Here is a 19,438-nt window from a genome sequence, read left to right as displayed (position 1 = left end):
TGGGGCCGGTGGGGCCGGTGGCGCCCGTCGCGCCGGTGGGGCCGGTAGGACCGGTGGCACCCGTGGCGCCTGTCGCACCGACAGGCCCCGGAATGCCCTGTGGACCGGTGGGGCCGGTGGCGCCATCAGGCCCCGGGATGCCCTGCGGTCCGGTGGGCCCGGTCGGACCGATCAGAGGCGGACAAGGGGGCGGGCAGCAGCAGAAGGGGCCCCGCGGACAGCACCCGCTGCTGCTCAGATATGCGGCTGCGTCGTTTTCACGACGCTGCTCCCAATCGGAAGCGTAATATCGTTTCATAAGCGCTCCTTTTGCATCGCATGCATCATAAAATAGAGGCGTGGCTGTGCCACAGTCCATTCTATGCAGGCTGGCTCCGTCCGTGTTCGCCCAAGCTTCGCCGCATCCCGCCCTGCTTCTGACAAAGGATGCGAAAGGAAAAAAGGCCCGGCTTTCGAAGGATTGGATCGAAAGCCGGGCCTCTTCTTTTTATCCATGCCGGTGCGCTTCGGGCCTGCTTACACGGCTGCGGAGCCGGAGGCTCGCTGGAACCTTCAGTCCGCGAAAAGGGGGGTGGACAGATAACGGTCCCCAGTGTCCGGGAGGAGGGCGACGATGGTTTTTCCCTTGTTTTCCGGCCGCTTGGCCAGTTGAATGGCCGCCCACACGGCGGCACCGGAGGAGATGCCCACCAGCACGCCCTCGGACCGGCCGATTTTTCGCCCGGTGGCAAAGGCGTCCTCGTTTTCCACGGGGATGATCTCGTCATAGACCGTCGTGTCCAGCACGTCCGGCACGAAGCCCGCGCCGATGCCCTGAATCTTGTGGGCGCCTGCCGTGCCCTTACTCAAGACCGGGGAGGAGGCGGGCTCCACCGCCACGACCCGGATCGCCGGGTTCCGGGATTTTAGGTACCAGCCTCCCCCAGTGACGGTGCCGCCGGTGCCCACGCCCGCCACGAAGATATCCACCTTGCCGTCGGTGTCCTCCCAGATCTCCGGGCCGGTAGTGGCGGTGTGGGTGGCGGGGTTGGCCGGATTGCGGAACTGGCCCGGAATAAAACTGCCGGGGATCTCCCCAGCCAGCTCTTCGGCCTTGGCGATAGCGCCCTTCATGCCCTTGGCCCCGTCGGTGAGCACCAGCTCCGCGCCGTAGGCCTTCATCAACTGGCGGCGCTCCACGCTCATGGTCTCCGGCATGACGATGAGGATGCGGTAGCCCCGGGCCGCCGCCACAGAGGCCAAGCCGATGCCGGTGTTGCCGGAAGTGGGCTCGATGATGACGGAGCCGGGCTTAAGCTGCCCCTTGGCTTCCGCCTCGTCGATCATGGCCTTGGCGATCCGGTCCTTGACCGAACCGGCGGGGTTGAAGTATTCCAGCTTGCCCAGGATGCGGGCCTCCAGGGCTTCGTTCTGCTCCAGATGGGCCAGCTCCAGCAGGGGGGTCCTGCCGATCAACTGGTCGGCCGATGTATAGATATGACTCATAGTCGATTCCTCCAAATCCATGTTTTCATTGTGTTTCCCCTTTCCGCTATGCGGGTGCGGCGGCACAGGCAACATCGGGACCCCGGACGATAGTGGTTCATAAATACCAACCTTTCAAGTGTGTTTATAGGAAACGTAGGCCCCCCACAAACCATTGTCAAGAGGGGATCTGGGTTTTTTCCGCGGAGGACAGCACCTCAAAAGGCCGCGGTACGCTCTCGCCCTTATCGCACCGCGGCGAAGGCCTGATCCAAGTCGGCGAGGATGTCGTCGATGTGTTCGGTGCCTATGGACAGACGGATGGTGTTGGGGCGGATGCCCTGATCCGCCAGCTCTTCGGGACTGAGCTGGGAGTGGGTGGTGGTGGCGGGGTGGATGACCAGACTCTTCACGTCGGCCACATTGGCCAGCAGGGAGAAAATCTTCAGGCTGTCGATGAACCGGTGAGCCTCAGCCTGGCCGCCCCGGATCTCAAAGGTGAAGATGGACGCGCCCCCGTTGGGAAAATACCGCTCGTACAGTGCGTGGTCAGGGTGGTCCGGCAGAGAGGGATGGTTCACACGCTCCACCTGGGGGTGCTGGGCCAGATAGGCCACCACCTTCCTCGTGTTCTCGGCGTGGCGCTCCAGGCGCAGGGAGAGGGTCTCCACGCCTTGAAGCAGCAGAAAGGCGTTGAAGGGGGAGATGGAGGCGCCGGTGTCCCGCAGGAGGATGGCCCGGATGTAGGTCACAAAGGCGGCGGGTCCGGCGGCATCCACAAAGCTGACGCCGTGATAGCTGGGATTGGGCGCGGCGATGGGGGCGTATTTGTCGGATGCCTTCCAGTCGAACCGGCCGGAATCCACGATAACGCCGCCCAGGGTGGTGCCGTGACCGCCGATGAACTTGGTGGCGGAGTGGACTACCACGTCGGCGCCGTGCTCAATGGGCCGGATGAGATAGGGGGTGCCGAAGGTGTTGTCGATGACCAGAGGCAGGCCGTGCCGGTGGGCGAGCGCTGCGATGGCGTCGATGTCGGGGACATCGCTGTTGGGGTTGCCCAGGGTCTCCAGATAGACGGCCTTGGTATTGGGACGGATGGCGGCCTCCAACGCCGCCAGATCGTGGGCGTCCACAAAGGTAGTCGTTACGCCGAACTGGGGCAGGGTGTGGGCCAGCAGATTGTAACTGCCGCCGTAGATGGTCTTTTGGGCCACGATGTGGTCTCCGGCCTGGGCCAGGGCCTGAATGGTGTAGGTGATGGCCGCCGCTCCGGAGGCGGTGGCCAGGGCCGCCACGCCGCCCTCCAGGGCGGCCAGGCGCTTTTCCAGTACCTCCTGGGTGGAGTTGGTGAGGCGGCCGTAGATGTTACCGGCGTCGGCCAGGCCGAAGCGGGCGGCGGCGTGGGCGGAGTTGCGGAATACGTAGGAGGTGGTCTGATAGATGGGCACCGCCCGGGCGTCGGTGGCGGGGTCGGGCTGCTCCTGTCCCACATGGAGCTGAAGGGTCTCAAAATGATAGCGGCTCATGGCAAATCCCTCTTTTTCTGTTTTATTTTTGGGCCCGGAAAAGAATAATCCGGGTCGCGGTAAACGCTCCCGGACCGGATATGGCACGACCTGCCCCGTGGAAGGAGTCAGGCGCTGGGCGCGCTGCCGCGCCCGGCCATAGAGTCAGCCCGGGAGTACAACATTCGCCCACAGCGGAAATTGCTCCTCAGCAGCGTTTGAAACTGGAGGCGCATCCCCTCACACTCCCCTCATTTTAATTCCTATATGTTCGATTGGTTTATAGGTATAATAACACTCAAGTATGGCGTTGTCAAGGGCGGCTTACAAATTTTTCTTTTCCCCCGGGCGCGGGTGGTTTTGCGCGGAAAAAAGACTTGACAGCCGGGCGGCGCGGGGGTATCATATTTGCAATTTCATAGACGAAACCGATGATGTGGAGATAACGTCTGTTGTGCCCTCACAGAGAGTCCGGGCGGCTGAGAGCCGGGCAGAACGCAGGCAGGCAAATGGATCACGGAGGGCGCGAGGAACGGTCGAACGACCCAGTATTTCGCGACGTGGGGGCATACGTCAGTTGCCGGGGATATGTTGGTATCCCGCAAAGCGCACGGCATTTTTGCCGTGAATCAAGGTGGCACCGCGAGTGTATTCATACGCTCGTCCTTGACAGAATTTGTCAGGGACGGGCGTTTTTTTCTGCCTATGGCCCGTCCCGGCAGGAGGTCATGCTTATGTATTACCCGTCCCTAAAGGAGGCCGGAGCCATCGCTGCCTCCGGAGCCTACCGGAAAATCCCCGTCAGCCGGGTGCTCTTGTCCGATTTTATCACCCCGATCCAGGCCCTGCGTGTCCTGCGGGCACAGAGCGGGCACTGCTTTCTGCTGGAGTCCGCCGCGGACCGCGAGGGCTGGGGGCGCTACTCCTTTCTGGGGTACGAACCCACGCTGGAGGTCACCTGTACCGACGGGGTGCTGCGGCTGAGGGGCAGCCGGAACGGGGAGGAGGGGACCGCCCATCCCGGCCGGGTCCTACGCCGGCTCCTGGCAGAGCACAGGAGCCCAAGAGTCCCGGGACTGCCGCCCTTCACCGGCGGTCTGGTGGGCTATTTTTCCTACGACTACATCAAGTACGCCGAGCCCACCCTGAAGCTGGACGCCGACGACCAGGAGGGCTTCCACGACATGGATCTGATGCTCTTTGAAAAGCTGGTGGTCTTTGACCACTTCCGGCAGGAGCTGGTGCTCATCGCCAATGCCGATGCGGAGGACCTGGACCGCTCCTATCCGGCTGCCTGCGCCCAACTGGAGCGGATGGTCCAGCTTCTCCGCCGGGGCAGGCCGATCCCCCGCCAGCCCGGGCGCATGACGACCCCCATCCGGCCGCTCTTCGACCAGGATGCTTACTGCGCCATGGTGGAGACGGCCAAGCGGCATATCCGGGAGGGGGATATCTTTCAGGTGGTCCTTTCCAACCGCCTGGAGGCGGGCTTCGAGGGCTCCCTGCTGGATACCTACCGCATTCTGCGCACCACCAATCCCTCCCCCTACATGTTCTACTTTACCAGCGACGACATTGAGCTGGCCGGGGCCTCTCCCGAGACCCTGGTGAAGCTGGAGGACGGGGTGCTCCAAACGTTCCCCCTGGCGGGCACCCGGCCGCGGGGAAAAACACCGGAGGAGGACAAAGCTCTGGAGGCGGAGCTGCTCTGCGATGAAAAGGAGCTGGCGGAGCACAACATGCTGGTGGACTTGGGCCGTAACGACATCGGTAAAATCAGCGCCTTCGGCTCGGTAGCGGTGGAGAAGTACCTGTCCATCCAGCGCTTCTCCCATGTGATGCACATCGGCTCCACCGTACGGGGGCAGCTCCGGGCGGACCGGGACGCCGTGGACGCGGTGGATGCCATCCTGCCCGCCGGAACGCTCTCCGGCGCCCCCAAGCTGCGAGCCATGGAGATCATCAATAGGCTGGAGAACAATAAGCGGGGAGTCTATGGCGGAGCCGTCGGATATCTGGATTTCACCGGTAATCTGGATACCTGCATTGCCATCCGGTTGGCCTTCCGCAAGAACGGCAAGGTGTTCATCCGGTCCGGAGCGGGCATCGTGGCCGACTCGGTGCCGGAGAGGGAGTACCAGGAGTGCATCAACAAGGCCAGGGCCGTGGTGAAGGCCCTGGAGCTGGCCCGGGAGGAGAGAGACCTATGATCCTGCTCATCGACAATTACGACAGTTTTTCCTACAACCTCTGTCAGCTCATCGGCGGCATCCGGCCGGACATCCAGGTGATCCGCAACGACGAGCGGACGGTGGAGGAGATCCGCACGCTTGCTCCCGACCATTTGATCCTGTCGCCCGGCCCCGGCCGCCCGGCGGACGCGGGGATCTGTGAGCGGGCGGTCGCGGCGCTGGCGGGGGAGATGCCTATCCTGGGGGTCTGCCTGGGCCATCAGGCCATCTGCGAGGCCTTTGGCGGCACGGTATCCTACGCCGCGCAGCTTATGCACGGCAAGCAGTCCCGAATCCTACTGGACCGGACCTGTCCTCTCTTCACGGACCTGCCAGAGACCATCCCCGCCGCCCGCTACCACTCCCTGGCCGCGGTGGAGGAGACCTTGCCGGCCTGCCTCCAGGTCACCGCCCGTACCGAGGACGGGGAGGTCATGGCGGTCCGGCACCGGAAGTTTCCCGTCTACGGCCTGCAGTTCCACCCGGAATCCATTCTGACGCCCCAGGGCGCCGTCATTTTAAAACATTTTTTGGAGGGATAACCCATGATTAAAGAAGCCATCATCCAGCTCGCCGCCAAACAGGACCTTTCCTACGAGACCGCCGCCGCCGTTATGGATGAGATTATGAGCGGCCAGGCCAGCCAGATTCAGATGGCCTCCTTCCTGACCGCCCTGGCCATCAAGGGGGAGACCATCGACGAGATCACCGCCTGCGCCGCCGGGATGCGCGCCCACTGCGTGCGCCTGCTCCACGACGTGGACGCCCTGGAGATCGTGGGCACCGGCGGAGACGGGGCCAATTCCTTTAACATCTCCACGACCTCCGCCTTTGTCATCGCCGCCGGAGGCGTCCCCGTGGCCAAGCACGGCAACCGGGCGGCCTCCTCCAAAAGCGGCGCGGCCGATGTATTGGAGGCCCTGGGGGTCAACATAGCCCTGTCACCGGAACAGAGTGCCGAACTGCTGAGACGGCAGAATTTTTGCTTTCTGTTTGCCCAGAACTACCACATTTCCATGAAATATGTGGCCCCGGTGCGCAAAGAGCTGGGCATCCGCACGGTGTTCAATATTCTGGGCCCCCTGTCCAACCCCGCCGGGGCCAACCGGGAACTGATGGGCGTCTACGACGAGGCGCTGGTGGAGCCTCTGGCTCAGGTGATGAGCAAGCTGGGCGTCACCCGGGGCATGGTGGTGTTCGGCCGGGACAGGCTGGACGAGATCTCCATGTCCGCCCCCACCTCGGTCTGCGAAATCCGGGACGGCTGGTTCCAGTCCTATGAGCTGACCCCGGAGCAGTTCGGCTATGCCCGGTGCGATAAGGCGGAGCTGACAGGCGGTACTCCGTCGGAGAATGCCGCCATCACCCGGGCCGTCCTGGACGGGACGGACCGGGGCCCCAAGCGGCAGGCGGTGTGCCTCAATGCCGGAGCGGCCCTCTACATCGGCGGGAAGGCGGACACCGTGGCGGCCGGCGTAAAGCGGGCGGAGGAGCTCATCGACTCCGGCGCAGCCGGGGCAAAGCTGGAGGAGATCGTCCGGCTCACCCGGAGGTGAGCGCCATGGCGGAGACGATTTTGGAGACCATCGCCGCCCACACCCGGCGGCGGGTGGAGGAGGACCGGCGGCGGCTCCCTCTGGAGCTGCTCCGGGACCAATGCGGCCAGGAGGGCCAGGCTGGGGGACGGCGGTTTCTGAACGCCCTGCAAGGGCGCGGCCTGGGCCTCATTTGCGAGGTCAAGAAGGCGTCCCCCTCCAAGGGGATTCTCTCGGAGGACTTTCCCTATCTGGACGTCGCCCGGGACTATCAGGCGGCGGGAGCGGACTGCATCTCCTGCCTGACGGAGCCCAAGTGGTTTTTGGGCTCGGACCAGGTGTTCGGGGATATCCGGGCGGCCGTATCCATTCCCATGCTCCGCAAGGACTTCACGGTGGACGAGTATCAAATTTATCAGGCCAGGCTGCTGGGCGCCGAGGCGGTGCTGCTGATCTGCGCCTTGCTGGATACCCGCACCATTGCCCGGTATCTGGAGCTGTGCGGGGAGCTGGGCCTGTCCGCTGTGGTGGAGGCGCATGATGAGACGGAGCTCGCCTCCGCCGTGTCCGCCGGGGCGTCGATCATCGGGGTCAACAACCGGAACCTGAAGGACTTCTCCGTGGACTTCGCCACCGCCGCCCGGCTGCGGGAGCGAATCCCGCCGGAAGTGCTCTATGTGGCGGAGAGCGGCGTGACCGGGCCGGCGGATGTGGCGGAGCTGAAGCGCATCGGGGCCGACGCGGTGCTTATGGGGGAAGTTCTCATGCGGGCGAAGGACCGGGCCGCCCTGTTGGCTGCCCTGCGGGAGGCGGCGAAATGACCCGGATCAAAATCTGTGGACTGTACCGGCCCGAGGATATCCGGTATGTGAACGAGGCCAGGCCCGACTGGTGCGGCTTTATCCTGCATTTTCCCAAGAGCCACCGGAACGTCACTCCGGACCAGGCCAGGGCATTGCGGGCGGAGCTGGCCCCGGGCATCGTGCCGGTGGGGGTGTTTGTGGACCAGCCGGCGGAGGTCCCGGCCGCCCTGCTCAGGGACGGGACCATTTCCGTCGCCCAGCTCCACGGCCACGAGGACGACGCTTATCTGGCCGCCCTGCGGGAGCTGGCGCCGGGATGCGTGATCTGGAAGACGTTCCAAGTGCGCTCCGCCGCCGATCTGAGGGCGGTCCATGCCTCCGCTGCGGATCTGGTGCTGCTGGACAACGGCTGCGGCACGGGAGAGACCTTCGACTGGTCCCTTGCCGGTGGGGTAACCCGGCCCTTCCTGCTGGCGGGGGGGCTGACCCCGGAAAACATACCGGCGGCCGTCGCCGCCCTCCACCCCTATGGGCTGGACCTGTCCAGCGGGGTGGAGACAGAGAAGAAAAAGGATCGGCACAAGATAGAGGCGGCAGTGGCCGCTGCGCGGAAGGAGTGAGCGTCATGTCCAGGGGACGATTTGGCATCCACGGCGGGCAATATATACCCGAAACGCTGATGAACGCGGTCATGGAGCTGGAGGAGGCCTATGACCGCTGCAAGGACGACCCGGCCTTCAACCGGGAGCTGACGGAGCTGTTTAACGAGTACGCCGGACGGCCCTCCCGGCTGTACTTCGCCAGGCGTATGACGGAGGATCTGGGGGGAGCCAAGGTCTATCTCAAGCGGGAGGACCTGAACCACACGGGAGCCCATAAGATCAACAACGTGCTGGGTCAGGCGCTCCTGGCCCAAAGGATGGGCAAGACTCGGCTCATCGCGGAGACCGGAGCGGGGCAGCACGGCGTGGCCACCGCCACCGCCGCCGCCCTCATGGGTATGGAGTGCGTGGTGTTCATGGGGGAGGAGGATACCCGGCGCCAGGCCCTCAATGTCTATAAAATGCGGCTGCTGGGGGCGCGGGTAGTGCCCGTCACCACCGGCACAGCCACCCTGAAGGACGCTGTCTCCGAGGCTATGCGGGAGTGGACGGGCCGCATCCGCGACACCCACTACTGCCTGGGCTCTGTCATGGGTCCCCATCCGTTCCCCACCATCGTCCGGGACTTCCAGGCCGTCATCTCCCGGGAGATCCGGGAGCAGCTCCGGGAGAAGGAGGGCAAGCTGCCCGACGCGGTGGTGGCCTGCGTGGGCGGCGGCTCCAACGCCATCGGGGCCTTCTACCACTTTATCGGCGAGCCCTCCGTCCGACTCATCGGCTGCGAGGCCGCGGGGCGGGGCGTGGACACGCCCGAGACGGCGGCCACCATCGCCACCGGGCGGCTGGGCATCTTTCACGGCATGAAATCCTACTTCTGTCAGGACCAGTACGGCCAGATCGCCCCGGTGTACTCCATTTCCGCCGGGCTGGACTACCCCGGCATCGGGCCGGAGCACGCCTGGCTCCACGACACCGGACGGGCGGAGTACGTGCCCGTCACGGACAGCGAGGCGGTGGACGCCTTTGAATATCTCAGCCGTCTGGAAGGTATCATCCCCGCCATCGAGTCGGCCCACGCGGTGGCCTATGCCCGAAAGCTGGCGCCCACCATGGGAAAGGAACAGATCCTTGTGGTGACTATTTCCGGCCGGGGGGACAAGGACTGTGTGTCTGTCGCCCGGTACAGAGGGGAGGAGATCTCCGAATGAGCCGAATCCAACAGGCTTTTGCCAACGGCAAGGCGTTTATTCCCTTTCTTACTTGCGGGGACCCGGACCTGGGGACCACCGCGGCTCTGGTGCGGACTATGGCGGAGGCAGGGGCCGACCTCATCGAGCTGGGGATCCCGTTCTCCGACCCCACGGCCGAGGGCCCGGTCATCCAGGCGGCCAACGCCCGAGCTCTGGCCGGCGGCGTCACCACCGACCAGATTTTCGGGATGGCCCGGGCGCTGCGCCGGGATGTGGCTATCCCCATGGTATTCATGACCTACGCCAACGTGGTGTTCTCCTATGGAACCGAGCGGTTTCTTGCTGCGGCTGCCGAAGCGGGCATAGACGGCCTGATCCTGCCCGACGTCCCCTTTGAGGAGAAAGAGGAGTTTGCCCCCGCCTGCCGAGCCTGCGGACTGGATCTCATCTCCCTCATCGCTCCCACCTCCGAAGGCCGTATCTCAGAGATCGCAAAGGCGGCGGAGGGGTTTGTCTATTGCGTGTCCTCCCTGGGCGTCACGGGGATGCGCAGCCGGATTACCACGGACGTGGGCGCCATGGTAGGCCAGGTCCGGGCGTCCAATCCGCACATCCCCTGCGCCGTGGGGTTTGGCATCTCCGCTCCGGAGCAGGCCGCAGAGATGGCCGCCCTCTCCGACGGGGTCATTGTGGGGTCGGCCATCGTCAAGCTGGTGGCCCGGCATGGCCGGGAGGCCGTGCCCGCTGTGCGGGATTTCACCGCGGCGATGAAGCGGGCGGTCAGCCGGAGGTGAGCGGAGGCAGCATGCGCCGGCCTGCAGACCGCTTCCACGCTGTGGGCATAATGGGGGCCCAAACTCGCAATACTAGCACGGAAGGGCAGGCGGCGGGCCTGACAGGAGGGTGTATGGCGTGAAGTATTATCATGGCGCGGGCCGGCGAGGCCCCTATTTTGAGGGCTGGTATTTGAAGTGCCAGACGAGGGACGGCAGGGCGCTGGCGCTGATCCCGGCGGTCCATCAGGACCGGACGGGGCGGCGCAGCGCCTCCCTCCAGGTCCTCGCAGAGGACGGCGCCTGGTGGCTGGAATACCCGGAATCTGCGCTCCAGGCCTCCGGGGAGCTGTTCCAGATCTGGCTGGACGGCAGTCTGTTCAATCGAAAGGGGATCTGGCTGAATGTAGAGGGGAGGGGACTCTCTCTCCACGGCGCGCTGCAATGCGGCCCCTTCACGCCCCTTAAATCGGACATCATGGGCCCCTTCCGGTTCCTGCCCGGCATGGAGTGCAGCCATGGCGTGATCAGCATGGGCCATGCGCTGGAGGGGACGCTGACCCTGAACGGCGCGGTCCTGGACTTCGCTGGGGGGACGGGGTATGTGGAGACCGACCGGGGACGGTCCTTCCCCAGCGCCTACCTCTGGACGCAGTGCGCCTGGCGGGAGGCCAGGTGCAGCAGTCTGATGCTGTCCATTGCGGACATCCCCCTGGCGGGCGTGAGCTTTACCGGCTGCATCTGCGCGGTGCTCTACAATGGGCGCGAGTACCGCCTGGCCACCTACCGGGGGGCCCGGGTGGAGCGTTGGTCCGCCGACGGCGCCCGGATCCGCCAGGGAATATACCGCCTGGAGGCGGAGCGCCTGGAAGGGGAAGCCCGGCTCCTGCGGGCGCCGGTGGAGGGCGGCATGGGCCGTACCGTCGGTGAGAGCCTGACCGCCTGCCTGCGCTACCGCTTCTGGGCGGGCAGAACTCTTTTGTTTGAGCACACCGACCGCTGCGCCAGCTTTGAGTATGCGGGGGAGGAAAACGCGCAGACAGACGGCGGCCGCCTCACGCCGTGAGGCGGCCGCCGTCTTCCGGAGGGGCTTGGAGCAGGGAGACTAGGGGATCTGGAACTGGCGGATGATGCCAAGCCCCATATAAGAGCCCAGATCGGCAGCCAGCCGCTCCAGCATCAGATAATTCAGCCCCACCTTGCGGTACGTCCCCAGGATCAGCATGTCGATGGAGCCCACCAGCAGGGTCACCATGTGCCGCAGCATGGTGCTCCACATATGCGCATCCCAATAGGGGTTCTGTTCGCTGATCGTTTGACCGGCGTCGTCCGCAGCCAGGAGCCACGCCTGCTTCACTTCTGCCGCCCTGGTGCGCCGGCGGGAGATCACCAGGTCCAGATATTCGATATAGAAACCGTAAATCGGCTGGATGCGTGCGCTTATCAGCGTGCCCACCGCCGGCCCGTAATACGGCTGGAGGATCGCGCCGTATTGCTTCGGTATGGTGCCAAGCTCTTCCTCCATGCTTTTGGCGTTGTCTCCGTCGAACATACGACTCTGCATGTACAGGATGCTCCAGAAGGAGCCCAGACGCCAGGCGTCGATACAGCTCTGAACAAGATCGTATTGAGTTTCGGAGAACATTAACGGTTGACTGTCCATCGGCACAGGGCCTGCCCTACCCGAGGGTGTTTCTGTAAAGACGGGTGACGCAGTACGCCCGCGGGTCCGGCTCTCCCGCAGGATAGACGGCGACAAACTTGAGAGAATAGATGTCGCAGGTCGTCTCTATGTTCGTACACGGGTCGCGCAGCACAAAATAGCTGGGCCCCACATTCACCAGAAAACCGGAGAGCGTCGTGATGGTCTGGGTGCCAATGAGGAAGCTGCACACCAGAAAGCGCCCTTTGGAGACGTACAGAAGCTCCTGATAGCTTCTCGTGTCCACGGTGGTGGGAGGGGACAGGGGTACTCCGGACCGGGTCACGATCGGGTAATCCAGCGCGGTGTTGTTGTCCATAAACCATCGCTCCTTGTGATAGATATGGCCGCAGTGCGCCTTCAGACGCGCTGCACTGTCACTGTGTCATCCTATTCCCGAAGGCGAAATTTGTTACAATGGGAGGAGAACGGACGCAAAAGGCGGGAAGGTAGGCCCGCTTTACCCTGCCCTTACAAAATTCCTGCCGGATTTCATCCATTTGTAATACTTTTTAGTTTTCTTCTTAACATCTTTTTTGTATCCTAATCCTTGCAAGAGATAGCTTTTTTCATGGTATCCTCTTTCCTTTGGAGTGGACCGGACGTCAGGAGCAGGCGTCCGGTCCATTCTGTCCGGCCGGGGGACCGGAGCAAAAAATGCACCTGCGGGCAGCAGGTGCATTTTTTGTGGGCGCCGGTCAGGGCTCGGTGATGGGCTTGGCCTTTTCCTTGGCGGTCTTGGCCCGGCCCTGGAGCTCCGGCACCGGAGGGACTTCGTTGCGCGGCCGGGTGTGGGTGCGCTCGGGGCGCTTCATGCCTTTTTTTGCCATGGCTTCACCTCAGACGTCGTTGTTGGGGATGGACTGCTTTTTGGCGGTCCGGTTCTGATTTTGGTTCTCCCGGGTGATGGGCGTCTGCCCCCGGCACTTTTTCATGCGGGCGCGCTTGTTGTCCGGCTGGCTGTCCTTCGGCATCGTAATCACCTCGCCTGATAGTGTGCCCGGACCGGAGGGATCGTAGTCATGCCCCAACAGCTCAGCCGAGGAACATCTGCGTCCAGTAATTGCCCTGGGCGACGTAGCCCACGCCGATCTGGGTGTAGGAGGCGTTGAGGATATTGGCCCGATGGCCGCTGGAATTCATCCAGCCATTCACCACGGCCTGGGGAGAGGGGTAGCCTTTGGCGATGTTTTCCCCCGCCGTGCGGTAGGACAGCCCGAAGGCCTTAATCATCTGGAAGGGTGTGCCGTAAGTAGGGCTGTTGTGGGAAAAGTAGCGGTTGTCCAGCATGTCCTGCGATTTATAGCGGGCCACGCGGGAGAGCTCCCAGTTGGCGGTGAGGGAGGACAGCCCGTTCTGCCGGCGGATCTCGTTGACCAGGCGCACCACCTCGGCCTCAAAGCTGGATACGGTGCTGTCGAGCTGAGGGATGGTCAGCACCTGGCCGGGATAGATCAGGTCCGGGTTGCTGATGTGGGCGTTTGCCCGGATGATTTCGCTGGTGCCTACCTGATATTTCACGGCCAGCTTCCACATGGTGTCTCCGGCCGCCACCGTGTGGGAGAGGGAGGCCGCGCCGGCGGAGGATGCCAGGACGGTCCCGGCCAGGGCGGCAGTGAGAAGCAGGGTGCGGAATGGTTTCATTGGAATCAGCTCCTTTGTGGGTTTCCTTGCAAGGCTACTGCAATTGTAACCGTTTTGTAACCTTTTTGCAAATGCAATATCTGCCATGAGTCTGGAGATCAAAAGCCCCCGCCGGTTTTTGCCGGCGGGGGCTCAGCTTGTCGAAAAAGGCCTTTGGCCTTTTTCGACAGAGAGATGCATGACGGACAGGGCTCGATTCTTGTAGAAAAGTCGCCCTATCTGTCATGAGAGGTGTCATTTCCGACGCGCATGTCGCCGGAAATGACGGAGCTTCCTTTCCTTCCGTCGTCTGCGGACGACGGAACTCTGCGAGGCTCTTCTCCAGGAGGGGTTTTCGACAGCCTGAGCCCCCGCCGGTTTTTGCCGGCGGGGGCTGAATTTAGCTCTCTTTGACTACCGTAAGGAGCATTTTGAAGGGGGTGACGGCCGCCACCGCGTGGGGGATGCCGGCGGGCAGAATAATGGCGCTTCCGCCGGTGACGGAGTGGGGCGCGCCGTCGATGGTGATCTGGGCTTCGCCCTCCAGGACATAGACCATGGCGTCGCCCGGGGCGGCGTGGGTGCTGACGCCTTCGCCGGCGTCAAAGGCAAAGAGCGTCATACCCACGCCAGGCTGCTGGGCCAGGGTCAGGCTGACCACCCGGCCGGGCTCGTAGGCCACCTGCTCTTTCAGCGGCAGCGGCTTGGCATGTTCCAGATTTTTAATCAGCTTTTCCATGATGTGGTCCTCCCGATCATTGCAGTGTGATCTGCAGCAGTTTAAACGGCAGGCTGCCGCCCACCGCATGCAGGGTGTGGGCGGGCACTGCCATGCAGTCTCCCGCCCGCAGAGGGTACACCCGGTCTCCCATTTGAAGGGGCATTTCCCCCTCCAGAACGTAGTAGAGGGTGTCGCCGAAATAGCACTCCTCGCTGACGCTCTCGCCGTCCGCAAAGGCCAGCAGGGTCATCTGACAGTGCTCATTTCGGGAAAGGGCCATGCTGACCACCCGACCAGGCTGGATCGTGACCATCTGAGCCAAGGCCGCGACCTGGTCGGACGGCAGGTTTTTCAGATGCTCCATCGGTTCCTCTCCTTTCACAAAGATGGTGGTTCCCCCAGTAGTATGCCGCAAAACTGGAGAAAATGCCGGCCCCGTGGGATTCATTCTCCCTGGTAGTTCCGCCGCAGGCATTCCCGAAAAGCATCCACGCGCCGGAACTCCTCCAGGACGGCCTGGTAGAGTGCCCCGTAGTCCCGGGCTTCCCTGGCCCGGAGGGGCTCCACGATGGCGCAGACTGCCCGGGAAAGAGGCAGCAGGCCCAGATTGCCCGCCACGCCCTTCAGCGTGTGGGCGGCCAGGAAGGCGCGCTCCAGGTCGCCGTCGGCCAGCGCGGCCCCCAGCTTGCGTAGATTATCGTCCTGAGGCAGCATGTCCAGAAAGCGCAGATACAGACTCTCGCTGCCCAGAAAGCGGGCCATGGTGTCGCGGTGGTCTGCGCCGTAGGCGGCAAAGCACTCCGGAAAACCCGGCATGGATCACTCCCCCTCCCGGAAAATGAAGTCGTAAAGCGTCTGGTACAGCAGCGCCGGATCGACAGGCTTGGCCAGATGGGCGTTCATGCCGGAGGCACGGCTCTTTTCTATGTCGTCGTCGAAGGCGTTGGCGGTCATGGCGATGATGGGGATGGTGCGGGCGTCGGCGTTGCTGAGGTGGCGGATGTTGGCGGCGGCGGTCAGGCCGTCCATCAGGGGCATGCGGATGTCCATCAGGATGGCGCTGTAGTAGCCCTGCTCCGTCTTGCTGAACATCTCCAGGGCGCGCAGGCCGTTTTCCGCCGTATCCACCTGAAAGCCCTTGCTCTCCAGCAGCAGCACCGCCACCTCGGTGCTGATTGCATTGTCCTCCGCCAGCAGCACCCGCCTGCCCGTGAAGTCGTAGTCGGGCTCCTGCACCGGCTGCGTGTGCTCCTCCTTCTCCCCCAGCGCCTTGGAGAAGGCAGAGATCAGGGAGGATTTGAACATGGGCTTGCTCATCAGCAGATTAACCCCGGCCAGCTTGGCTTCGTGCTCGATGGCGGTCCAATCATAGGCGGTCATGATGATGATGGTGACCTCCGGTCCCACGATGGCGCGGATGCGCCGGGCCGTCTCCAGCCCGTCCATCTCCGGCATCTTCCAGTCGATCAGGATCAGATCGTAATACCGGCCCCGATCCCAGAGGCCGTGGACCTGGTCCACGGCCTTGCGCCCGCTGTCCACCCACTCGGCCTGGATGCCCATCTCCCGCAGGGTAAGTATGGCGCTTTCACACACGGCCACGTCGTCATCCACCACCAGGGTTTTCAGATGGGAGAAGTTGTAGTCCTGCTTTTTGGGGCGGTGGCGGAGCCGGTCCTCCTCTGTGACGCCCAGCTTGACATCTACGGTAAACTCCGTGCCGATGCCCTTGATGGAGCGCACGGTGATCTTTCCGCCCATCATATCCACAATGCTTTTGGAGATGGCCAGGCCCAGCCCGGTGCCGCCGTACAGGGCGGTGGTGCCTGTGGACTCCTGGGAGAAGGGCTCGAAGATATGGGGCAGGAAGTCGTCGCTGATGCCCCGGCCGGTGTCGTTGACGATAAAGCGCAGCAGGGCGCCGTTCTTGGTCCTCCGGTGTTGGGAGACGGAAAAGGTGACCTTACCGCCCTCCTGGGTGAATTTGACGGCGTTGCTCAGGATATTGATGAGCACCTGCTGGAGCTTCATGGCGTCGCCAATGTAGCAATCGTTCAGCACCGGGTCGAGGATGCACTCATAGTCCACACCCTTGGCCACCGCCTGGGAATAGCAGATGGAGTTGATCCCGTTGAGAAACTCCTCGGTGGGGATGGTTTCGCTCTTCAGCAGCATCTTGCCGCTTTCGATCCGGCTCATGTCCAGAATGTCGTTGATGAGAGAGAGCAGGAAGCGGGAGGAAATGCCGATCTTGGCGATGCAGTCGGCCACCAGCTCGTCGCGCCCCACCGACTGGGCCGCGATGGCGCTCATGCCGATGATGGCGTTCATGGGGGTGCGGATCTCATGGCTCATGCGGGAGAGGAAGTCGGACTTGGCGGCGTTGGCCTGCTCCGCAGCCACCAGGGCGGAGGCCAGCGCCTCCTTTTGCCGCTGCTCCTGCCGGACCACGTCGGTCACGTCGGAGCGCGCCAGACACACGCGGCCCAGCTCCTTGCTGATGGAAAAGACCTGGAACCGCTTGACCCGCCGGTCGCCCCACCGGTCCCGCACCTCCAGGACAAAGGAGTAGGCCGGGCGCCGGGCGAGCTGCCGCTCCATGTAGGCGTAGTCCAGCTTGCTCAGATACTCTCTTTTGGCCGCCGCGTCCATAAAGCGGTCGGCGATGTCCCGAATCCCCTCCTGAAACTTCCCCTGGCGGGGGATGGTCTCCCGCTGGCGCCGGTCAAAGGAGATGATCCGATGGGTATCCAGAGGGATGCTGATCTCCATAATGACGTCGTAATTCAATACGGCCAACTGGTTGAGCAGTTCCTCCTGCAGCTTCTTTTCCGTGATGTCGGTGGTGCGGAAAAACAGCATCACGTCGCCGGTCTCGGGATTGCGGCAGGAGCGGAAGCTGGTGCTCCCCCAGAATTCGCGGCCGCCGCTGCGCCGGCGCAAAAAATCGAAGCGGTAGTTGACTTTCCCGGCGGCGTAGTCGGTCAGGACATTCTCCCGGGCGAGGCCGCGGAGGATCGCGTCCCGGCACTGCGGGTCCGCGGCCGAGGAGGCAAACGCGGCGATGGCCTGATCGTAGGAGTCGCCGTCTTTGGTCAGTGCGATATCGGAGGTGGTAAGATAGCTTTCCAGCCGGTTGCGGGTGACATTGAAGCGGCCCTGGATGCTGCCGTCCTCAGAGGTCAGCTCGGAGAAATAGGCCAGCTCCTGCTCATACAGCTCCCGGATACGCACCCGGAGCCGTTTTTCTTCGGTGATATCCACAAAAATGCAGTAAAAGTATGGTTCGGAGCCCTGAAGCAATTGGGCCTTGATGGAGATCCATTTGACGCTGCCGTCCTTACAGACCAGGCGGTTTTCATGGCGGATGGTGTGCCCGTGCTCCAACTGTGCCAGCAGCTTTTCCCGCAGGTTGGACAGGTCCTCCGGGTGGATCACGGCGGACATGCGGCTGCCCAGTGCGGCGAATTCTGCACGGGTGTAGCCCAGAAAGTCAAACAGGCCGTCATTGGCGTCGATGACGGTGAAATCATCGTCGAACCGGCAGCGGAAGACCGCGCCGGGGATGTTGTTGTAGAGGAGCTGCACCTCGTCCTGGGCCCGCTTCCGGGCCGTGATGTCGATGCAGGTGGAGAGAAGGGTGGCCCGTCTGTCCGCCACGTGGAGAGAGCGGATCAGCCAGGGCCTGTCCGGCTGCCGCTCCAGAGTCGCGCAGCCCTGTAGCCGTCGGACGGTATAGGGACTTTGCAGGGTCAGCTCGGTAAAGAGGTTGCACACGCAGGGGGTGATCGGCTGCTCGTCTACAATAGAGAGTGTACAGGCACAGGGCTCGGGGGCCTCCTGGATGCTCTTCCGGATGTAGTCGGCTGTCTGGGCCAGATTGAGGGCCGGGTCCGTCCCTATGGCGCCGACAAAGGTGAGGTCGGGCGAGAGCAGTGCCAGCGTGCCCTCTGCATCCCGCTGCTCGAACCAGCTCTGACAAAACAAGCGGAGAGTCTCCTCCGCAGTCCGCTGCAATGGCATGGCATTCCCCTTTCCGCAGGCTGCGCCTGCACTGTATCAGGCCGAGCCCGCCCGGGCGGTAGGGTGTGGCGGGAGGACATCTGTTTTTACCAGTGGATATTCCATTTTAACATGGGAGAGAAGGATGCGCAATCTTTAGGTAGGTCCGAAGGACGGAGGGACCCGGCAGGGGGATGTCCTCGGCCGCTTTTGCAACGGGAAAAAAGGATGAAAATTGCTGCCATGCAACGAGAGTCGTCGGCGGGTACACGCCCGCCACGGTTTGATGGGCAAACATGGGTCTGCCGGGCCATGGAGGGCCATACCGTCATATTCTGTGTCCAAGGCCTGCTCTGCACAGGCGCGGGGAGGAGGCCCTGACCGGGTCAGCTCCGGCCCAGGAAGAAGGCGGCGGCCCGCTCCAGCACCAGCTCCGGCGCGCCGGGAATGGACAGACGGTGGTCTCCTCCGGGGATCACCGTCAGAGGGATCTGGAAGCGCACGGCAAAGCGGCGGGCCTCCTCCACGGGGATGGTCTCGTCCAGCTCGCCATGGACCATGCGTACCTCGGCCTCCTCCGGCCGCCACAGGGTAAACAGATCGTGCCGATCCAGATCCTCGAAAAAGCCGCAGGTCAACTTCAGCGGGCGAACATAGCCGTATTCCTCCCCCAGGACCACAGAGCCGTCGGCCTGGAGCCGGGCCTCCTCCTCGGGGGTCTTGTGGTGGAAGAGCTCCGGCATGCACACCGCCGCCGAGCGGAGGAAAGCCCGCCGTCCGGCATGGGGCCGCTGGGCGAGATAGAGCAGGGTGACATAGGCCCCGAAGCTGGAGCCGAAATAGACGACCTGGGCCCGGGGGGCCAGGGAGCGGGCCCGGGCCTCCGCGGCCGCCAGTGCGTCGAAGCAGGTCTCCAGCCGCAGGGGAGGGGCGCCGTCGGGGCTCTCCCCATGGAGGGGAAAGTCGAATGCCAGCACGCCAACGCCCCGGGCGGGGAGCCCCTGGAGCAGGAGCTGGTTGGTGGGGCTGGACTTGCTGCTGCCGAAGCCGTGGGCCGATACGCAGACCAGCGCCTCGCCGCCGCCGATCCGATGCAGACAGGGCACGCTCCAGCCCGTTTCGGTGGGAATCCACTCATGTTTCATACCGCGTTCTCCTTTCCGGTCGCCTTCCATTATACACCAACAAGACCCGCCCCCGCAACGAGGGTTTGCCAGCGGGGCGAAAAGATGGTAAAATCCTCTGGATATCCGGCGGACTCCGCCGACGGCAAGGATGGATCGA

The 19,438-nt window shown here is 63.5% G+C and carries 20 protein-coding genes; 8 read left to right on the top strand and 12 right to left on the bottom strand.

Annotated features, from left to right (window positions below):
• Positions 1 to 552: 552 nt before the first annotated feature.
• On the bottom strand, positions 553 to 1,485 hold the full coding sequence (gene cysK / locus BN2154_RS10805; protein ID WP_050618789.1) for a cysteine synthase A: 933 nt from the start codon (positions 1,483 to 1,485) through the stop codon (positions 553 to 555).
• Between the two features lie 224 nt (positions 1,486 to 1,709).
• Positions 1,710 to 2,993 carry an O-acetylhomoserine aminocarboxypropyltransferase/cysteine synthase family protein gene (locus BN2154_RS10800; protein WP_050618788.1) on the bottom strand — a complete coding sequence of 428 codons (1,284 nt, stop codon included), beginning with the start codon at positions 2,991 to 2,993 and terminating at the stop codon, positions 1,710 to 1,712.
• A gap of 713 nt (positions 2,994 to 3,706) precedes the next feature.
• Between BN2154_RS10800 and trpE the strand changes: the two genes are divergently transcribed.
• The 8 genes from trpE (at position 3,707) to BN2154_RS10760 (ending at position 11,172) form a co-directional block, all read left to right on the top strand.
• Complete coding sequence (trpE, locus tag BN2154_RS10795) at positions 3,707 to 5,182, top strand: anthranilate synthase component I (protein ID WP_050618787.1); 1,476 nt, start codon at positions 3,707 to 3,709, stop codon at positions 5,180 to 5,182.
• The gene (locus BN2154_RS10790; protein ID WP_050618786.1) at positions 5,179 to 5,745 is read left to right on the top strand and encodes an anthranilate synthase component II; all 567 of its coding nucleotides are present in this window, start codon (positions 5,179 to 5,181) and stop codon (positions 5,743 to 5,745) included. Before trpE ends, BN2154_RS10790 begins: the two co-directional genes overlap by 4 nt.
• 3 nt (positions 5,746 to 5,748) lie before the next feature.
• The gene (gene trpD, locus BN2154_RS10785; RefSeq protein WP_050618785.1) at positions 5,749 to 6,759 is read left to right on the top strand and encodes an anthranilate phosphoribosyltransferase; all 1,011 of its coding nucleotides are present in this window, start codon (positions 5,749 to 5,751) and stop codon (positions 6,757 to 6,759) included.
• A 5-nt stretch (positions 6,760 to 6,764) separates the two neighbouring features.
• On the top strand, positions 6,765 to 7,559 hold the full coding sequence (gene trpC / locus BN2154_RS10780) for an indole-3-glycerol phosphate synthase TrpC (protein ID WP_050618784.1): 795 nt from the start codon (positions 6,765 to 6,767) through the stop codon (positions 7,557 to 7,559).
• Positions 7,556 to 8,161 (top strand): phosphoribosylanthranilate isomerase, encoded by a 606-nt coding sequence (locus BN2154_RS10775; protein WP_050618783.1) that lies wholly within the window; start codon positions 7,556 to 7,558, stop codon positions 8,159 to 8,161. Before trpC ends, BN2154_RS10775 begins: the two co-directional genes overlap by 4 nt.
• Before the next feature lie 5 nt (positions 8,162 to 8,166).
• Entirely contained in the window at positions 8,167 to 9,351 is a 1,185-nt protein-coding gene (gene trpB, locus BN2154_RS10770; protein ID WP_050618782.1) for a tryptophan synthase subunit beta, read from the top strand.
• Positions 9,348 to 10,127, top strand: coding sequence for a tryptophan synthase subunit alpha (gene trpA, locus BN2154_RS10765; protein WP_050618781.1), 780 nt, complete (start codon positions 9,348 to 9,350; stop codon positions 10,125 to 10,127). The genes trpB and trpA overlap by 4 nt, the downstream gene beginning before the upstream one ends.
• A gap of 118 nt (positions 10,128 to 10,245) precedes the next feature.
• Positions 10,246 to 11,172, top strand: coding sequence for a tocopherol cyclase family protein (locus BN2154_RS10760; protein WP_050618780.1), 927 nt, complete (start codon positions 10,246 to 10,248; stop codon positions 11,170 to 11,172).
• 39 nt (positions 11,173 to 11,211) lie between these two features.
• Here BN2154_RS10760 and BN2154_RS10755 read toward each other — a convergent pair whose 3' ends face one another.
• The 10 genes from BN2154_RS10755 to BN2154_RS10720 all read right to left on the bottom strand — a co-directional run bounded on the left by BN2154_RS10755 (position 11,212) and on the right by BN2154_RS10720 (position 19,299).
• A complete protein-coding gene (locus tag BN2154_RS10755; protein WP_050618779.1) occupies positions 11,212 to 11,751 on the bottom strand; it encodes a hypothetical protein in 540 nt (179 codons plus the stop codon).
• 34 nt (positions 11,752 to 11,785) lie between these two features.
• Positions 11,786 to 12,127 (bottom strand): hypothetical protein, encoded by a 342-nt coding sequence (locus tag BN2154_RS10750; RefSeq protein WP_050618778.1) that lies wholly within the window; start codon positions 12,125 to 12,127, stop codon positions 11,786 to 11,788.
• Positions 12,128 to 12,506: 379 nt separating this feature from the next.
• Positions 12,507 to 12,638: a hypothetical protein gene (locus BN2154_RS16470; RefSeq protein ID WP_256304747.1), complete on the bottom strand. Its 132-nt coding sequence runs from the start codon at positions 12,636 to 12,638 to the stop codon at positions 12,507 to 12,509.
• A gap of 9 nt (positions 12,639 to 12,647) precedes the next feature.
• Positions 12,648 to 12,782 carry a hypothetical protein gene (locus BN2154_RS16465; protein WP_256304746.1) on the bottom strand — a complete coding sequence of 45 codons (135 nt, stop codon included), beginning with the start codon at positions 12,780 to 12,782 and terminating at the stop codon, positions 12,648 to 12,650.
• A 61-nt stretch (positions 12,783 to 12,843) separates the two neighbouring features.
• On the bottom strand, positions 12,844 to 13,452 hold the full coding sequence (safA, locus tag BN2154_RS10745) for a SafA/ExsA family spore coat assembly protein (protein WP_050618777.1): 609 nt from the start codon (positions 13,450 to 13,452) through the stop codon (positions 12,844 to 12,846).
• 379 nt (positions 13,453 to 13,831) lie between these two features.
• A complete protein-coding gene (locus BN2154_RS10740; RefSeq protein ID WP_050618776.1) occupies positions 13,832 to 14,170 on the bottom strand; it encodes a cupin domain-containing protein in 339 nt (112 codons plus the stop codon).
• Positions 14,171 to 14,186: 16 nt separating this feature from the next.
• Positions 14,187 to 14,516 (bottom strand): cupin domain-containing protein, encoded by a 330-nt coding sequence (locus tag BN2154_RS10735; RefSeq protein WP_050618775.1) that lies wholly within the window; start codon positions 14,514 to 14,516, stop codon positions 14,187 to 14,189.
• Between the two features lie 80 nt (positions 14,517 to 14,596).
• A complete protein-coding gene (locus BN2154_RS10730; RefSeq protein WP_050618774.1) occupies positions 14,597 to 14,968 on the bottom strand; it encodes an Hpt domain-containing protein in 372 nt (123 codons plus the stop codon).
• Positions 14,969 to 14,971: 3 nt separating this feature from the next.
• Positions 14,972 to 18,139 (bottom strand): response regulator, encoded by a 3,168-nt coding sequence (locus BN2154_RS10725; RefSeq protein ID WP_368013993.1) that lies wholly within the window; start codon positions 18,137 to 18,139, stop codon positions 14,972 to 14,974.
• A 401-nt stretch (positions 18,140 to 18,540) separates the two neighbouring features.
• Positions 18,541 to 19,299 carry an alpha/beta hydrolase family protein gene (locus tag BN2154_RS10720; RefSeq protein WP_050618772.1) on the bottom strand — a complete coding sequence of 253 codons (759 nt, stop codon included), beginning with the start codon at positions 19,297 to 19,299 and terminating at the stop codon, positions 18,541 to 18,543.
• Positions 19,300 to 19,438: the final 139 nt, after the last annotated feature.

The sequence above is a fragment of the Intestinimonas massiliensis (ex Afouda et al. 2020) genome (assembly GCF_001244995.1).
Taxonomy (GTDB): Bacteria; Bacillota; Clostridia; order Oscillospirales; family Oscillospiraceae; genus Intestinimonas; species Intestinimonas massiliensis.
This window is presented reverse-complemented; position numbering and strand designations above follow the sequence as displayed.

Bases quoted from the DNA above. Each gene is read 5' to 3' on its own strand.
- cysK (WP_050618789.1), bottom strand. From the start codon at position 1,485: ATGAGTCATATCTATACATCGGCCGACCAGTTGATCGGCAGGACCCCC.
- BN2154_RS10800 (WP_050618788.1), bottom strand. From the start codon at position 2,993: ATGAGCCGCTATCATTTTGAGACCCTTCAGCTCCATGTGGGACAGGAG.
- trpE (WP_050618787.1), top strand. From the start codon at position 3,707: ATGTATTACCCGTCCCTAAAGGAGGCCGGAGCCATCGCTGCCTCCGGA.
- BN2154_RS10790 (WP_050618786.1), top strand. From the start codon at position 5,179: ATGATCCTGCTCATCGACAATTACGACAGTTTTTCCTACAACCTCTGT.
- trpD (WP_050618785.1), top strand. From the start codon at position 5,749: ATGATTAAAGAAGCCATCATCCAGCTCGCCGCCAAACAGGACCTTTCC.
- trpC (WP_050618784.1), top strand. From the start codon at position 6,765: ATGGCGGAGACGATTTTGGAGACCATCGCCGCCCACACCCGGCGGCGG.
- BN2154_RS10775 (WP_050618783.1), top strand. From the start codon at position 7,556: ATGACCCGGATCAAAATCTGTGGACTGTACCGGCCCGAGGATATCCGG.
- trpB (WP_050618782.1), top strand. From the start codon at position 8,167: ATGTCCAGGGGACGATTTGGCATCCACGGCGGGCAATATATACCCGAA.
- trpA (WP_050618781.1), top strand. From the start codon at position 9,348: ATGAGCCGAATCCAACAGGCTTTTGCCAACGGCAAGGCGTTTATTCCC.
- BN2154_RS10755 (WP_050618779.1), bottom strand. From the start codon at position 11,751: ATGTTCTCCGAAACTCAATACGATCTTGTTCAGAGCTGTATCGACGCC.
- BN2154_RS10750 (WP_050618778.1), bottom strand. From the start codon at position 12,127: ATGGACAACAACACCGCGCTGGATTACCCGATCGTGACCCGGTCCGGA.
- BN2154_RS16470 (WP_256304747.1), bottom strand. From the start codon at position 12,638: ATGGCAAAAAAAGGCATGAAGCGCCCCGAGCGCACCCACACCCGGCCG.
- BN2154_RS16465 (WP_256304746.1), bottom strand. From the start codon at position 12,782: ATGCCGAAGGACAGCCAGCCGGACAACAAGCGCGCCCGCATGAAAAAG.
- safA (WP_050618777.1), bottom strand. From the start codon at position 13,452: ATGAAACCATTCCGCACCCTGCTTCTCACTGCCGCCCTGGCCGGGACC.
- BN2154_RS10740 (WP_050618776.1), bottom strand. From the start codon at position 14,170: ATGGAAAAGCTGATTAAAAATCTGGAACATGCCAAGCCGCTGCCGCTG.
- BN2154_RS10735 (WP_050618775.1), bottom strand. From the start codon at position 14,516: ATGGAGCATCTGAAAAACCTGCCGTCCGACCAGGTCGCGGCCTTGGCT.
- BN2154_RS10730 (WP_050618774.1), bottom strand. From the start codon at position 14,968: ATGCCGGGTTTTCCGGAGTGCTTTGCCGCCTACGGCGCAGACCACCGC.
- BN2154_RS10720 (WP_050618772.1), bottom strand. From the start codon at position 19,299: ATGAAACATGAGTGGATTCCCACCGAAACGGGCTGGAGCGTGCCCTGT.